The sequence below is a fragment of the Dechloromonas sp. A34 genome, from assembly GCF_026261605.1.
GTDB lineage: Bacteria > Pseudomonadota > Gammaproteobacteria > Burkholderiales > Rhodocyclaceae > Azonexus.
Genome location: NZ_CP102486.1, coordinates 3865173 through 3879735 on the forward strand (window position 1 = coordinate 3865173; position 14563 = coordinate 3879735).

Sequence of the window (14563 nt, forward strand, 5' to 3'; positions counted from 1 at the left end):
CCCGATTTTTGCAAGGCAGGTTGGAGTTGATCTAAAGTGGGCTTGCGCAAATCAATCCGGCGTCGAATGGGGAGGTTGATTTCCCGCGCCACGATGAGAGCCGCGCCTGGCAAACCTCAAAAAAGCCTCAGCATGTGATTGCTGTTTTTACGTTCAGGTTCTTTGCCAGGCCGTTGTGCCGTTTAGTTCATCCCGTGATCTACCGTCGCAAAACCAGGGGGGTTACAAAATGATGAGGCAAGGCCTCAGGTAGCTGCAACTGCCTGACGCGGTTGATAGTGTGTTCCTTTGGCGAGGATGGCCCAGGCGATCCTCGCCATTTTGTTGGCCAAGGCGCAGGCCACGATATTCGAGTGTCGCCTACAGAGCATCGCTCTGATCCATTCGCCCAGCGCATCGGTTCTGGTCTGGATGTGCTGCAGGGTCACCCGCGCCCCCTGGACGAGGAGTCGTCGCAGGTTCTTGTCGCCGCGCTTGCTGATGCCGAGCAAGGTGGGTTTGCCGCCCGTGCTGTACTGACGAGGTACCAATCCGATGGAGGCGGCGAACTGGCGAGCATTGGCAAACTGATGGGCATCGCCCAGTTCGACCGCCAGCACACTGGCAGTAATGGGGCCGACCCCGGGTATTTCCAGCAGGCGCTGGCTGCGCTCGTCTTCGGCCAGTTGTTGCGCCAATTCCCGCTCGACAGCTTTGATTTGTTCGTCCAGATACTTGAAGTGCTCGCGCAGACGTTCAATGAGCGCGATCAGACGGGGCGGCAGTTCGGCTTCGTGCTCCGCCAACAGGGCTGGCAGCCGCTTGATGATCGCCGCCCCTTTGGGCAGGCTGATGCCGAACTCCAGCAAGAAGGCGTGTATCTGGTTGGTGGTGGAGGTTTTATCCCGCACTAGCGCTTCGCGCACGCGATGGGTGGCCGAGATCGTCTGCTGTGTTTCGTTGCGCGGACTCACGAAGCGCATGTTCGGCCGACTCGCCGCTTCGCAGATGGCTTGGGCATCGGCAAAGTCGTTCTTGTTGCCTTGCACGAAGGGTTTCACGAATTGCGGTGAGATCAGCTTCGCCTCGTGCCCCATCGCCGTGAGTCGCCGTGCAATCCAGTGCGCTCCGGCGCACGCTTCCATAACGACACGACAGGCCGGAACATTCACGAGTTGCGTCAGCATCTGGCTTCGCGAGAGTTTCTTGCGAAATACCATGCGACCCGATGCATCCTGACCGTGTAGGTGGAAGCAATGCTTCCCAAGATCAATCCCAATTAGCGTCACAATGTTCATGATGGCCTCCAGAAGAAAAATCCCCGCTCAGCTTACCGCTGGCGGGGATCGGGCTGACCATCTCATTAAAGCCCGCCGGTTTGCAGCGGCAGGCTTTTTCTGGAAAACGACAGGCTTTTTTAGCTAGCCAGCGCCTTCTTGATCTGCTCCAGCGTGGACGGATCGTCGATGGTCGTCAAATCGCCCGGATCGCGGCCTTCGGCCAGGGCCTGCAGCGAACGGCGCAGCATCTTGCCGGAGCGGGTCTTGGGCAGACCAGTCACGAAATGCACGCGGGCCGGTCGACCGATGGCACCGAGGATGCTGTCGACCGTACCGAAAACTTCCTTCTCCAGCGCCTTGACCAACTCGGGCGTCGCCACGCGGGCGGCATCCTTGACCACGGCAAAGGCCATCGGGACCTGGCCCTTGAGCTTATCGTCGACACCAACCACGGCCACTTCGGCAATCGCTGTATGGTTCTGGATGGCTTCCTCGATTTCACGGGTGCCCAGACGGTGACCGGCGACGTTGATCACGTCGTCGGTACGACCGAGGATGGTGAAGTAACCATCGTCATCCTTGATCGCCCAGTCGTAGGAGGAATAAACCAGCGGCTCCTTGAACAACGTGAAGTAGGTGCTGACGAAACGGTCGTCCTGGCCCCAGACGGTGCTCAGACAGCCGGGCGGCAGCGGCGGAATGACGGCGGCGATACCCTTTTCATTGGCATCGCAGACGGAACCGTCTTCGCGGAAGATCTGCAGGTTGTAACCATAAACCGGGAAGCTCGGCGAGCCGTACTTGATCGGCGTGTTTTCGACGCCGGGCAGCGCAGCCAGCATCGGCCAGCCGGTTTCGGTCTGCCAGTAGTTGTCGATCACCGGCTTGCCGAGTTCAGTCATGAACCATTCGTGGGTCGGCTGGTCAAGCGGCTCGCCGGCCATGAAGACATGCTTCAGCGAGGACAGGTCGTACTTGTGCATATAGGCCGGGTCCTGCTTCTTCAGGACGCGAGCCGCGGTCGGTGCCGAGAACATCACGGTGACCTTGTATTTCTCGACGATCTGCCACCAGATGCCCGGATCGGGGCGCAGCGGCGTGCCTTCGTACATGATCGTCGCCATACCGGCGATCAGCGGACCGTAGATGATGTAGGAATGGCCGACCACCCAGCCGATATCGGAGGTCGAGAAGTAGGTTTCGCCCTCGCCGCCGCAATAGATGTGCTTCATCGAGGAAGCCAGCGCCACGGCGTAACCGCCGGTATCACGCTGCACGCCCTTCGGCTTGCCGGTCGTACCCGAGGTGTAGAGGATGTAGGACGGCTCGTTGGACTCCATCCACTCACACGGTACCTTGGCATCCATGAACTGGGCACGCAGGGTGGCATAGTCGACATCGCGACCGGCAACCTTGTTGAATTCCTTGTCCAGACCACGATCGATCATCAGCACCTTGGCCGGCTTGTGTTCGGCCAGTTCGATCGCTTCGTCGAGCAGGTGCTTGTAGGGCACCGCCTTGCCACCGCGCATGCCGGCATCGCTGGAGACGATCAGCGTCGGCTTGGCATCGTCGATGCGGGTGGCCAGCGAACCGGAGGCAAAACCACCAAACACCACCGAGTGAATGGCGCCGATCCGTGCCGAAGCCAGAATCGCGAAGCAGGCCTGGGCAACCATCGGCATGTAGATCAGTACGCGGTCGCCGCGCTTGACGCCGAGGCTCTGGTAAATCGCCGCCATGCGTTCGATTTCGCGCTGCAGTTCGGCAAAGCTGTAGACTGTCTCCTCGTCCGTTTCGGTGGAAACGAAGATCAGGGCGCGATCGTTCGGCCGCTTGGCCGCGTGGCGGTCAACCGCGTTGTAGCAGAGATTGGTCTTGCCGCCGACGAACCACTTGGCAAACGGCGGACGGGAATAGTCACAGACCTGGGTAAATGGCTCTTTCCAGTCGATGAGTTGGGCCTGTTCGGTCCAGAACTCGTTCGGCTTTTCGATGGAATACTGGTGAAACTCCTTGTACGTCGCCATAGGGCTCCCTCTATTTAGGTTTTCCTGCACTACACAAACACTGAACGGATTATTTTTTTGCTGAATTCCGTTCACTCAAACGGCGTTCGATCTCTGCCATCGGCAAAGCCAAACCCAATTCCTGATTGATCAGACCGATCAAGGGCAACAATTGTCGGGCCAGCGCATCGAGATGCGGCTTGACCGGCTCCGGTCGATTGGCCGCCAGCAATTCCAGGGCATGACCGATCGAAATCGGCCGCGTCGCCGGACTGATGCCACCCGACTCGGTTCGATTGCCCCCCGCCCGCATAGCCTCCTGCATGCGCCGGCCGGCGCTATCGAGCAAGGCTCCGGCCGAATTGACCTGATCAGTTACCACGCTGGCCAGACCGATACTGACGGTCAAGGCCACGGTTTGCCCCTTCAACGAAAGACGGGCCACTTCGACCGCCTCGCGTACCCGTTCGGCAAAGGTCGCACAGAACGCCAGCGCCGTTCCGGGAGAAACAACCGCATACTGACCGGCACCGTAATGCCCCAGGCTGTCTTCCTGACGCATTTTGCCGGCCAGCATCTTGGCGAAGCGATTGCCGATTTCTTCGGCGACTTTCGGACCGAATCGCTCACACATGGCATCAAAGCCGTCGAAGCCCAGAACCATCACACTGGTATCGACGCCGTGGCGTGCCGAATGCGAGAGCGCCTGGGCCACCTGGAGTTCGAGAAATTTTCTTGAAAACAGGCCGCTGACCGGATCCTGGACCATCGCTTCGCGACCGGCATCGAGGCTTTCCTGGGCATTGGACAGCGCCAGCAAGTTGTTCAAGCGCGTCAGAATCTCGGCAGTTCCTGCACCCTTCGTGACAAAGTCCGAAACACCCATAGCCCTGGCCTTGACCCGTTCCTCCTCAGTTTCCTCGCCGGAAACCAGAATGAAAGGCAATTGCTGCAGGCGACGCAATTTGGAAGTCCGTACCCGCTCGAGCAATTCGTAGCCGTTGAGCTTGGGCATCTGGAGGTCGGAAATCACGGCACGAATCGAATGATCCAGCACCAGCGTTTGCCAGGCCGCGTCGCCATCCCCTTCCTCACGAACCTCGTAGGATCCCTTCAGATGCTGAATGAGCGATATCCGGACGACCCGCGAGTCGTCGACGACGAGAATACGTGGCAGCTCAGCCACGTCAGACACCCGCTATCTCGACGACAACGCGGCCTTTCGCCCGACCGGCAATGTATTGCTCGAAAGCCGCCGGCAACTCATCGAATGAAATGGCGCGTGACATTGCCGCCAGATGCGGTGGCCGCAGGTCATCGGCCAGGCGTTGCCAGACTCCGCGGCGATAGGGATCGCGGATATAACCCGAATCAACCCCGAGCAGGGACACCCCGCGCAGGATAAAGGGAGCCACTGTCGTATTCAGGGACATGCTTGCCGCCAGGCCAATACTGGCGATCGTGCCGCCCTGCTCCATGGTGCTAGCGATCCAAGCCAGGATGTCGCCACCGAGATTATCGACCGCACCTGCCCAGCGGGCGCGGTCAAGCGGACGGATCTTCGTGAGATCAAGGCTTTGACGGAGCATAACTTCGGCCGCGCCCAGTTCGCGCAGGTAATCCGCTTCACTCTCCTTGCCGGTGAGCGCCACCACGTGATAGCCGATCTTGGCAAGCATATCGATAGCCAGGCTGCCGACGCCGCCGGTCGCACCGGTAACGATCACCGGTCCCTTGTCCGGGCGCAAGCCGTTTTCTTCCATACGCACGATACCGAGCGCTGCGGTAAAGCCTGCCGTACCGAGCGCCATGGCGTCAAACAGACTTAGGTTTTCGGGCAAGGGCACCACCCAATCGCCGGGCACACGGGCAATCTCGGCGTACCCGCCGTGGTGCGCGACACCGATGTCGAAGCTGGTGGCTATAACCGGATCACCAACCTTGAAACGGGCATCCGAACTGGCAATCACCGTCCCGGAAAGATCGATGCCGCCGACGCAGGGAAAGCGCCGGATGATTTTCCCGGCGCCCGTCGCAGCCAGTGCATCCTTGTAATTAATGCTCGAGTAGGCCACCCGTATGGTCACCTCGCCCGGATCGAGCTGAGCCTCGTCCATCCGGACAAAAGCGCTGCTTGCCTTGCCGTCGCGTTCCTCAATCAGCAGTGCTTTGAAGGAATCCATCGTGTTCCTCACTCCTCGGGGGATCAAATTGTATTCATAATTACGGATTATGAACATAGTTACCGCGGGCGATTTTATCGAGTCTTTACACTCGCCCTCTTTTCAAATACATTACAAAGCTATGCATAAAGTCCTAGCCCCATTCCTGCTTGCTGCCGCCCTCCTCTCCGGTGGTGTCGAGGCAGCCCAAGCGGCCGAACAAAGCCGCAAGCCGGAAGACCAGCTATCTTTTCTGGAACGTTACACCAACGCCGCACAGGATGTCATCCTGCAGGGGCTGAAGTTGGTCGGTGTTCGCTATCGCTTCGGTGGCAACGACGAAGATAGCGGTCTCGACTGCAGCGGTTTCGTCCGTCTGGTCTTCAAGGACAGCATCGGGGCAGCGCTGCCGCGTACCGCACGCGAAATGAGCGAAATTGGCCAGCGGATCGACACCAGCCAGTTGAAGCCGGGCGACCTGGTTTTCTTCAATACCATGCGCCGTGCCTTCTCCCACGTCGGGATCTATCTCGGCGACAACCATTTCATGCACGCACCGCGCACCGGCGCCGAAGTCCGTGTCGAAAGCATGGAAAGTAGCTACTGGATGCAACGCTACAACGGGGCCCGCCGAATCATCGACGGCGAGTAAAGGAAAGCGGCCGGCGAGCCGCTTTTTTACACCAACAGTTGCTAACGTTTCTCATTTACAAAATAAAAATCACACTTTACACTGCGGCCATTCTCATTCGACCAATGGAGTTTGCCGCATGAAACTGATGCCCGCCCTGCTTGCCACGACCGTGCTAACCCTGAGCCACGCCGCGATGGCCGACGAAAAGCAGCTCAACCTTTACTCTGCCCGCCACTATCAGACGGATGAAGCGCTCTACGCCAATTTCACCCAGCAGACCGGCATCAAGATCAATCGGATCGAAGGCAAGGAAGACGAACTGCTCGAACGGATCAAGAACGAAGGGGCCAACAGCCCGGCCGACATTTTCCTGACGGTCGACGCCGCCCGCCTGGCCAAAGCGCACGAACTCGGCCTGTTCGCACCGGTCGCCTCGAAAATACTGGAAACCCGCATCCCCGCCCATCTGCGTGCCGAGGACTGGTATTCCTTCTCGACCCGCGCCCGAGTCATCGTCTACAACAAATCGACGGTCAAACCCGAAGACGTCCAGAACTACGAAGACCTCGCCAACCCGAAACTGAAAGGCAAGCTCTGCACCCGTTCCGGCTCGCATCCCTACAACCTGTCGCTGATGGCGTCGGTCATCGCCCATCAGGGTGAAGCCAAGGCCGAGAATCTGGCCCGCGGCATGGTCGCCAATTTTGCACGCTCGCCGAAGGGCGGTGACACCGATCAGATCAAGGCGGTATCCGCTGGCGAATGCGGCGTAACCATTTCCAACACCTATTACGTCGCTCGCCTGCTGCGCTCAGACAAGCCCGAGGATATCAAATTGATGGAAAAGGTCGGCGTCGTGTGGCCCAACCAGGCGACGACGGGGACTCACATCAACGTTTCCGGCGGCGGCATGCTGAAAACCGCACCCAACAAGGCAGCCGCGGTGAAATTCCTCGAATACCTCGCCTCCGACCAGGCCCAGCGTTACTTTGCTGAAGGCAACAACGAGTGGCCGGCGGTCGACAGTGTCAAAGTTTCGAATCCAGGCCTGGATTCGCTTGGCAAGTTCAAGGCAGACAAACTACCCGTCAAGAACCTGGCCATGTACCAGGCCAAGGCCCAGATCATTTTCGATCGCGCCGGTTTCAAATAGGCAACAAGCCCCGTCAAAGTCCTGCTGTCGGCCAGGAATTCCTCGGCCGACACCGGACCATAAAGCATTGCTCAGCCAAGCCCCGGCTGGTCACAGCGATTCGGGCTGTCCGCCTGAACGAGCGTCAGCCGTGCCATTTGGGAATAACAGCGACATCGAGAAGGCCAACATGCACGGTGTCCGCGACTTGCCGCCGCGGACTGCTTGCTTCAAAGGCTAGATGGCCATCGTTCGCGGAGCTTTGAAACTTAATCCGCCGGGGCATCAGGCCCGGCGGGTTGCCGATATCTGCCGCGAGAGTGCAATCAGCGGCAGCAGGCCGACGGCGACGATTGCCAGCGAGGCGGTCGACGCCTCGGCCAGGCGTTCATCGGAAGCCAGCGTGTAGGCCTGAGTCGCCAGGGTATCGAAGTTGAAGGGGCGCATGACCAGCGTCGCCGGCAGTTCCTTCATGACGTCGACGAAGACCAGCAGGCCGGCGGTAAACAGGCTGCCTCGCAGCATCGGCGCATGCACCCGGCGCAGGGTTTCGCTCTGCCCCAGACCGAGGCTGCGCGCCGCGTCATCCATGCTGGGGGTGATCTTGGCCAGACTGGATTCGACGGTATGCAGCGCCACTGCCAGGAAACGGACGAGATAGGCATAGATCAGTGCCGCGATGCCACCAGTCAGCAACAAGCCGGGGTTGTGGCCGAACCATTGCTCCCACTGCCCGGCCAGCCAGTTGTCGAGGCGCGTCACCGGGATCAGCACGCCGACCGCGATCACCGCCCCCGGCACCGCGTAGCCCAGTCCGACCAGGCGGTTCAGCCCGTTGGCGAAGGCCGTTTTCGACAAACGTGCCCCATAGCCCATCAGCAGTGCCAGGAAAACGCCGATCATGGCCGTCACCCCGGCCAGAACGAAGCTGTTGCGGGAGAGCACCAGAAAGCGCTCTCCGAACTGCGCATCGCCTTCGGCCAGTGCCATCTTGAACAGCAAAATGGCCGGCAGGACGAAGCCGAGCAGCAGCGGCAGTGCGCAGGCGACGACAGCCAGCGCCGCCGGGATGCCGGTGAGGCGCGCCCCCGCCATCGGTCGGTTGCGACCAGTCGTGTTGTGATAGCGCGCCCTGCCGCGCGATATCCGCTCCGCCATCAGCAGAAAAAGGACAAAGCCAAGCAGCATCGCCGCCAGTTGGGCAGCGGCGATGCGATCGCCCAACGAGAACCAGGCGCGGTAAATACCGGTGGTAAAGGTATTGACCGCGAAATAGGCCACCGTGCCGTAGTCAGCCAGGGTTTCCATCAGCGCCAGCGCGATGCCGGCAACGATGGCCGGCCGGGCGAGCGGCAGGGAGACGGCGAAAAAACCGCGCCACGGCCCCATGCCCAGCGTCCGCGCCGCTTCGAGCATGCCGCTGGCGCGCTCGATGAAGGCCGTGCGGGCGAGCAGGTAGACGTAGGGATAAAGGACGCAGACGAACATCAGGATGGCACCGGGCAAAGTGCGGATATCCGGAAACCAGTAGTCACCATGCTGCCAGCCGAAGGTCTCGCGCAGCGCCGTCTGTACCGGCCCGACGAACTGCAGGAAATCGGTGTAGACATAGGCCATGACATAGGCCGGCATGGCGAGCGGTAGGACCATCGCCCAATCGAAGATGCGCCGACCAGGAAAATCATGCATCGAAGTCAGCCAGGCGGTTGCCACGCCGACCACCCCAACGCCACAGCCGACGCCCAGACAGAGCAAAAGCGAGTTCTGAATGTATTCCGGGAGGACGGTCTGGGCCAGGTGCGACCAGGTGGCACTCGTGCCGCCGGCAAAGAGGTTCAGGCCAACGCTGGCCACCGGCAACCCGGCGAGCAGTGCAACAACGAAACCGACAATCAACAGGGGGGAATATTGGGCTGCGCGCATGGGAGTGAATGCGAATTATAATCGACCGCTATGGCCCAAATTGAACTAAATGGCGTAATCCAACGCTACGGCAAGCACACCGTCGTCGACGGTGTTAATTTTCGGCTGGAAACCGGCCAGATCGCCTGCCTGCTCGGCCCCTCCGGCTGCGGCAAGACGACACTGCTGCGCTGTATCGCCGGCTTCGAAGACATCGCCGGCGGCGAGATTCGCCTGCACGGCGAAGTGGTCAGTCGGGCCGGCCAGCGCGTCGCCCCGGAAAAGCGGCGGATCGGCATGGTCTTTCAGGACTATGCGCTGTTTCCCCACCTCAGCATCGAGGAAAACGTCGCCTTCGGGCTCGGCCGCAAGCCGCAGGAAGATGTTCACCTGCGGGTCCGGCAATTGCTCGCCACGGTCGGCCTCGGCGGCCAGGGTGAAAAGTATCCGCACGAACTTTCCGGCGGCCAGCAGCAGCGGGTCGCCCTGGCCCGCGCCCTGGCGCCGCGACCGGAACTTATCCTGCTCGACGAGCCCTTCTCCAATCTCGATGTCGGCCTGCGCGAACGACTCTCGGTCGAGGTCCGCGAAATTCTCAAGCGCGAGGGTTCGACCGCCATCATGGTCACCCACGACCAGCACGAAGCCTTCGCCATGGCCGACGAAATCGGCCTGATGTACGAAGGCCGCATCCAGCAATGGGACGTCCCCTACAACCTTTACCATCGGCCGGCCAACCGCTTCGTCGCCGACTTCATCGGCCAGGGCGTGCTGGTCACCGGCACCGTCGGCGACAACAACAGCGTCAAAATGGAACTCGGCACCTTGGTTTCCGACACCCCGGTCGAGTGTAACGAGACCTGCGACCACTGCGACAACGGTTGCCGGGTCGACATCCTGCTCCGTCCGGACGACATCGTTCATGACGATGCCAGCCCGGTGCACGCTGAGGTGCTGCACAAGGCCTTCCGCGGCGCCGACATTCTCTACACCTTGCGCCTGGCCAGCGGCACCGAGGTGCTGTCGCTGGTTCCCTCGCATCACAACCATGCCCTGGGCGAGCGGATTGGCATCCGGCTCGATGCCGACCACGTCATTGCCTTCAAGAAGCACGACGAATGCGACGATCCGGCCTGCGAGATAAAGCTCGAGCAACAAGCCAAGCCGATCACCTGGCACCCCGATAACAGCGCCCGCTAATCACCCTGCGCGTTCGATGATCCCCTTTCTCGGCCCGCTCGACGTCTTTCCTCCAGTCGAGGCGAGCCGCGCCGACATGGGCGGTCTGCTCGCAGTCGGCGGCGACCTCTCTCCGGCCCGCCTGCTCGATGCCTACAGCCGTGGCATCTTTCCCTGGGGCACCGTCGAGGGCCAACCCTTGTGGTATAGCCCGGACCCGCGGATGGTGCTTTTCCCCGAGGAATTCCGCCTCAGCCGCTCGCTGCGTAGAACCCTGCGCACCGGTCGTTTCGAGGTCCGCTTCGACCACGACTTTGCCGGCGTCATCGCCTCCTGCGCTGCCACCACGCGCCCCGGACAGGACGGCACCTGGATCACGCCCGACATGATGGACGCCTACATCCGGCTGCATGAACTCGGCTGGGCACATTCGGTCGAAACCTATGTCGAAGGCGACTTGGCCGGCGGGTTGTACGGTTTGGCCATCGGTCGCATGTTCTACGGAGAATCGATGTTCTCGCGTTGCAGCAACGCCTCGAAAGTCGCCTTCGCTCACTTGATCCGCTATCTTTCGGCCAACCACTTCGCGATGATCGATTGCCAGATGCGTACCGACCACCTCGCCTCCCTCGGCGGCCGAGAAATTCCACGCCGGGCCTTTCTCGGCCGTTTGCTGGCATTGACGGCGGAGCCGACCTCGCGCACCACATGGTCGGTCGCCGCCCTGAATCCGGACTGGTAAGCCATGGCCCTGCCCGACGACGCCGAGCTGCCCTTCTCGCTGCTCCAGTTCTATGCCACCTCGCCCTATCCGTGCAGCTACCTGCCGGACCGCCAGGCGCGCTCGCAGGTCGCCACCCCGGCCCACCTGATCGGCCCCGAAATCTACAGTTCGCTGGTCCGCGCCGGCTTCCGGCGCAGCGGCATCTTCACCTACCGCCCGCACTGTGACAGCTGCCGGGCATGCACCCCGGTCCGCCTGCCGGTCGAAGCACTCAAACCCAATCGCAGCCAGCGCCGGGCCTGGAAAAAGCACGCCAATCTTCAGGCGCGCGAAATGCCGCTGATCTTCAACGACGCCCACTACGCGCTCTACAACCGCTACCAACGGACCCGCCATCCCGGCGGCGGCATGGACGAGGACAGCCACGAGCAGTACGCCCAATTCCTGCTGCAAAGCCGCGTGGACACCCGACTGATCGAGTTCTCGGAAGCCGGCATTGTGCGCATGGTCAGCCTGATCGACGTTCTCGACGACGGACTGTCATCGGTCTACACCTTCTACGACCCCGACATTCACGGCGCCAGTTTCGGGGCCTACAACATTCTCTGGCAGGCCCAGCAATGCCGGGCCATCGGCCTGCCCTATCTCTATCTCGGCTACTGGATCGGCGAAAGCCGGAAAATGGCCTACAAGAAAGACTTCCAGCCCATCGAAGGCCTCATCGATGGCGAATGGCAACGACTCACGGATCCCGCATGAAACTCAAGTACCTCCCGCTCCTGTTCTTACCTCTGACCGCCCTCGCCGACGGCGAGCGCCTGCCCTATGGCTGCGACAACGGCAGCCGCATCGACCTTTCGTTTTCGACCGGTAGCGACGGGCGGCCGCAAGCCACCCTGCACTTCGCCGATGGCGACCTGACCTTGCCGCAAGTCCCGGCCGCTTCGGGGGCGCTCTACCGGGCCGACGACATCCGCGTGCACACCAGGGACAACGAGGCCGTTTTCGAGGACGGCAAGGGCAACGTCCGGCGCTGCACCCAAGGTGCAGTTCCCTTGGCACAGCCGACCAACACCGCGCCCGCGGTCAGCAGCTTCCTCGACATCACCGGCAGCGTCAGCTATCGCCTGCGCATCGTCCTGCCGCCCGACGCCATCCTCGTCGTCCGCGTTCAGGACACCCGCCCTGGCGCACGGGCGCGCACCCTGGCCGAACAGCGTATCGAACTCGGCGGCCGCCAGGTGCCGATCGCCTTCTCGACCACCATCGACCGCGACCTGATCGGCAAGTCGGCACGGGTCACCGTCTCCGCCCGCGTCGAAAGCCGCGGCAAACTGCTCCTCGCCAGCGACAAAGCCTATCCGGCGCTACGCAACGGCGAACCCAACCCGGTCGACATCCAGCTCAAACAGGTTGCCCGTGCCAAGGCGGGCTAGGGCAGTCCTGCTCGGCGCCCTGGCCGGCGCCGCAACCATAGCCGAGGCCGATACTGTCGCCTGCCACCTGACCTACGGCGGGCAAACCCAGATCGTCGAAGCCCGGCCCAGCGCCTCGCCCTACAACGAGGCACCGGTCGCCATGGGCTCCTACTTCCTGTTCCGCATCGTCTACCGCCAGGAACCGGCCGACCTCGCCGGCATCAAGCTCTACGCCTACGCCGACCGCGACAGCGGCCCGGTCATCATCCATCAGGCCAGCCACCCGTCGACCGCCGCCAATCGCGCCAAGCACGGTTTCACCGGCCTGCAATACGTCTATGAACCGGTCCGTGACGGTGAACTGCAATACTGGTGCGAATTGCGCGTGGGAGCAGCGACATGAGCCGGAAATCCTGGGCATCGGCCGCCCTGCTGCTCCTGGCGCTCGAACTGCACGCCGAACCGGTCACTCTGATCTTCGCCGGCGACATCATGCTCGACGATGGCCCCGGCCGCCTGATCGCCCAGGGTGGCGACCCGCTGCAGCCCTTCGCCGACATTCTCAAGGCCGCCGACTACCGCATCGGCAACCTCGAATGCCCGGTAGCCGAAAGCGGCACCCCGCTCGATAACAAGATTTACAGCTTCCGCGCCAAACCGGGCGCGCTGCCGGTGCTGCACAGCCGCTTCGACGCCGTCGCGCTGGCCAACAACCACTCCGGCGACTACGGCCACGAGGCCTTTCTCGACACCATGCAGCATCTCGACAATGCCGGCATCGCTCACTTCGGCGGCGGCCGCAACCTGGTCGAAGCCCACCGGCCGCTGTGGATCGAGCGCAAGGGCCTGAAAATCGCCGTCCTCGCCTACAACGAATTCAAGCCGCGCTCCTTCGAGGCCGGCGCCAACTGGCCCGGCATCGCCTGGAGCGAAGACGACCAGGTGATCAGCGACATCCGCAGCGCCAAGGCTGCCGGCGCCGACCTCGTGATCCCCTTCATGCACTGGGGCTGGGAACGCGAAGCCGACCCCAGCGAGCGCCAGAAAACCCTGGCCCGCCGGATGATCGACGAAGGCGCCAGCCTGGTCGTCGGCGGCCACCCGCACGTCACCCAGGGCGCCGAAATATACCAGGGCAAGCCGATCGTCTACAGCCTGGGCAATTTCGTCTTCGACGGCTTCGAGGACACCCCGGCCGCCAAGCGCGGCTGGCTGCTGCGCCTGAAACTAGACAAGAGCGGCGTGATCTTCTGGGACACCCTGGCCGCCCAGATCGACGACGAAGGTACGCCCTACCCGGTATCCGGAGCATTCACGCCCTGCGGCCGAGGCGGCGACACGCAGGTTTCCGAATGTCTGAACCCCTAGGGAGAAACGCCGCATGGACACCCGCTACCTCGACGACCTGACCCCCGGCCAGCGTTTCACGACGCCCGGTCTGACCTTGACCGAAGCCGAGATCATCGATTTCGCCTGGCGCTACGACCCGCAGGCCTTTCATCTCGATGCCAATGCCGCGGCCGACTCGCCCTATGGCGGCCTGATCGCCAGCGGTTTTCAGAGCCTGGCAATCTGTTTCCGGCTGTTCATCCAGTCCGGCCTGCTTGCCGATTCGAGCATGGGCTCGCCGGGCATCGACGAACTGCGCTGGCTGGCGCCGGTGCGGCCGGGTGACACGCTGCATAGCGAGATCGAAGTGCTCGAGGCGCGACCCTCGAATTCGAAGCCGGACCGCGGCATCGCCCGCCTGAAGTATCACGCCGTCAATCAGCGCGGCGAGGTGGTGTTGAGTTTCATCGTCATCCACCTGCTCAAGCGGCGGCCGGCCTGAGCCTGTCGCTCACTCGGTTTCGCGCTGCACGAAGCCGACGAACTCACCTTCCCCGAGGGCCGTCCTGACCTGATCGACGCGGGCATGCATCGGCCCGCGCCCGGCCCAGGCGATCAACTCGGCGACGGCACCCTCCTCGCCGCAGAGCATGGCTTCCACCGTGCCGTCGCGGCGGTTGCGCACCCAGCCGGAAATGCCCAGCCGTAGGGCCTGGGTGGCCATCGCGTGGCGATAGCCGACGCCCTGGACGCGACCTTCGATGATCAGATGACGCTTGCTGTCCGCCATGACTTTCTCCCCCGGCAACCGAATG

At 62.1% G+C, this 14563-nt stretch carries 15 protein-coding genes; 9 read left to right on the plus strand and 6 right to left on the minus strand.

What is annotated here, in order from left to right:
- Nucleotides 1-245: 245 nt before the first annotated feature.
- From NQE15_RS19300 to NQE15_RS19315, 4 genes are all read right to left on the minus strand, one after another.
- A complete protein-coding gene (locus NQE15_RS19300) occupies nt 246-1277 on the minus strand; it encodes an IS110 family transposase (RefSeq protein WP_265943813.1) in 1032 nt (343 codons plus the stop codon).
- Between the two features lie 119 nt (nt 1278-1396).
- Complete coding sequence (locus NQE15_RS19305; RefSeq protein ID WP_265943815.1) at nt 1397-3289, minus strand: propionate--CoA ligase; 1893 nt, start codon at nt 3287-3289, stop codon at nt 1397-1399.
- Nucleotides 3290-3338: 49 nt separating this feature from the next.
- Nucleotides 3339-4454 (minus strand): diguanylate cyclase, encoded by a 1116-nt coding sequence (locus NQE15_RS19310; protein WP_265943817.1) that lies wholly within the window; start codon nt 4452-4454, stop codon nt 3339-3341.
- 1 nt (nt 4455) lies between these two features.
- Nucleotides 4456-5451 carry an oxidoreductase gene (locus NQE15_RS19315; protein ID WP_265943819.1) on the minus strand — a complete coding sequence of 332 codons (996 nt, stop codon included), beginning with the start codon at nt 5449-5451 and terminating at the stop codon, nt 4456-4458.
- 121 nt (nt 5452-5572) lie between these two features.
- On the opposite strand from NQE15_RS19315, the gene NQE15_RS19320 reads away from it, so the two are divergent.
- Both NQE15_RS19320 and NQE15_RS19325 read left to right on the plus strand, forming a co-directional pair.
- A complete protein-coding gene (locus tag NQE15_RS19320; protein ID WP_265943821.1) occupies nt 5573-6082 on the plus strand; it encodes a C40 family peptidase in 510 nt (169 codons plus the stop codon).
- Nucleotides 6083-6200: 118 nt separating this feature from the next.
- Nucleotides 6201-7217 carry a Fe(3+) ABC transporter substrate-binding protein gene (locus NQE15_RS19325; RefSeq protein ID WP_265943823.1) on the plus strand — a complete coding sequence of 339 codons (1017 nt, stop codon included), beginning with the start codon at nt 6201-6203 and terminating at the stop codon, nt 7215-7217.
- Between the two features lie 264 nt (nt 7218-7481).
- Here NQE15_RS19325 and NQE15_RS19330 read toward each other — a convergent pair whose 3' ends face one another.
- Nucleotides 7482-9119, minus strand: coding sequence for an ABC transporter permease (locus tag NQE15_RS19330; RefSeq protein ID WP_265943825.1), 1638 nt, complete (start codon nt 9117-9119; stop codon nt 7482-7484).
- 30 nt (nt 9120-9149) lie between these two features.
- Here NQE15_RS19330 and NQE15_RS19335 point away from each other — a divergent pair, with 30 nt between their 5' ends.
- Genes NQE15_RS19335 through NQE15_RS19365 form a run of 7 tightly spaced genes read left to right on the plus strand, consistent with a single transcriptional unit; the run spans nt 9150 to nt 14250 of the window.
- On the plus strand, nt 9150-10298 hold the full coding sequence (locus tag NQE15_RS19335; RefSeq protein ID WP_265943826.1) for an ABC transporter ATP-binding protein: 1149 nt from the start codon (nt 9150-9152) through the stop codon (nt 10296-10298).
- Between the two features lie 16 nt (nt 10299-10314).
- Nucleotides 10315-11019, plus strand: coding sequence for a leucyl/phenylalanyl-tRNA--protein transferase (aat, locus tag NQE15_RS19340; protein WP_265943828.1), 705 nt, complete (start codon nt 10315-10317; stop codon nt 11017-11019).
- Nucleotides 11020-11022: 3 nt separating this feature from the next.
- On the plus strand, nt 11023-11760 hold the full coding sequence (locus NQE15_RS19345; protein ID WP_265943830.1) for an arginyltransferase: 738 nt from the start codon (nt 11023-11025) through the stop codon (nt 11758-11760).
- The gene (locus NQE15_RS19350; protein WP_265943832.1) at nt 11757-12437 is read left to right on the plus strand and encodes a YbaY family lipoprotein; all 681 of its coding nucleotides are present in this window, start codon (nt 11757-11759) and stop codon (nt 12435-12437) included. The genes NQE15_RS19345 and NQE15_RS19350 overlap by 4 nt, the downstream gene beginning before the upstream one ends.
- Complete coding sequence (locus NQE15_RS19355) at nt 12421-12822, plus strand: hypothetical protein (RefSeq protein WP_265943834.1); 402 nt, start codon at nt 12421-12423, stop codon at nt 12820-12822. Before NQE15_RS19350 ends, NQE15_RS19355 begins: the two co-directional genes overlap by 17 nt.
- Nucleotides 12819-13787: a CapA family protein gene (locus NQE15_RS19360; RefSeq protein ID WP_265943836.1), complete on the plus strand. Its 969-nt coding sequence runs from the start codon at nt 12819-12821 to the stop codon at nt 13785-13787. Before NQE15_RS19355 ends, NQE15_RS19360 begins: the two co-directional genes overlap by 4 nt.
- Nucleotides 13788-13800: 13 nt before the next feature.
- Nucleotides 13801-14250 (plus strand): MaoC family dehydratase, encoded by a 450-nt coding sequence (locus tag NQE15_RS19365; protein WP_265943838.1) that lies wholly within the window; start codon nt 13801-13803, stop codon nt 14248-14250.
- A 9-nt stretch (nt 14251-14259) separates the two neighbouring features.
- Here NQE15_RS19365 and NQE15_RS19370 read toward each other — a convergent pair whose 3' ends face one another.
- Nucleotides 14260-14538, minus strand: coding sequence for an acylphosphatase (locus NQE15_RS19370; RefSeq protein WP_265943840.1), 279 nt, complete (start codon nt 14536-14538; stop codon nt 14260-14262).
- Nucleotides 14539-14563: the final 25 nt, after the last annotated feature.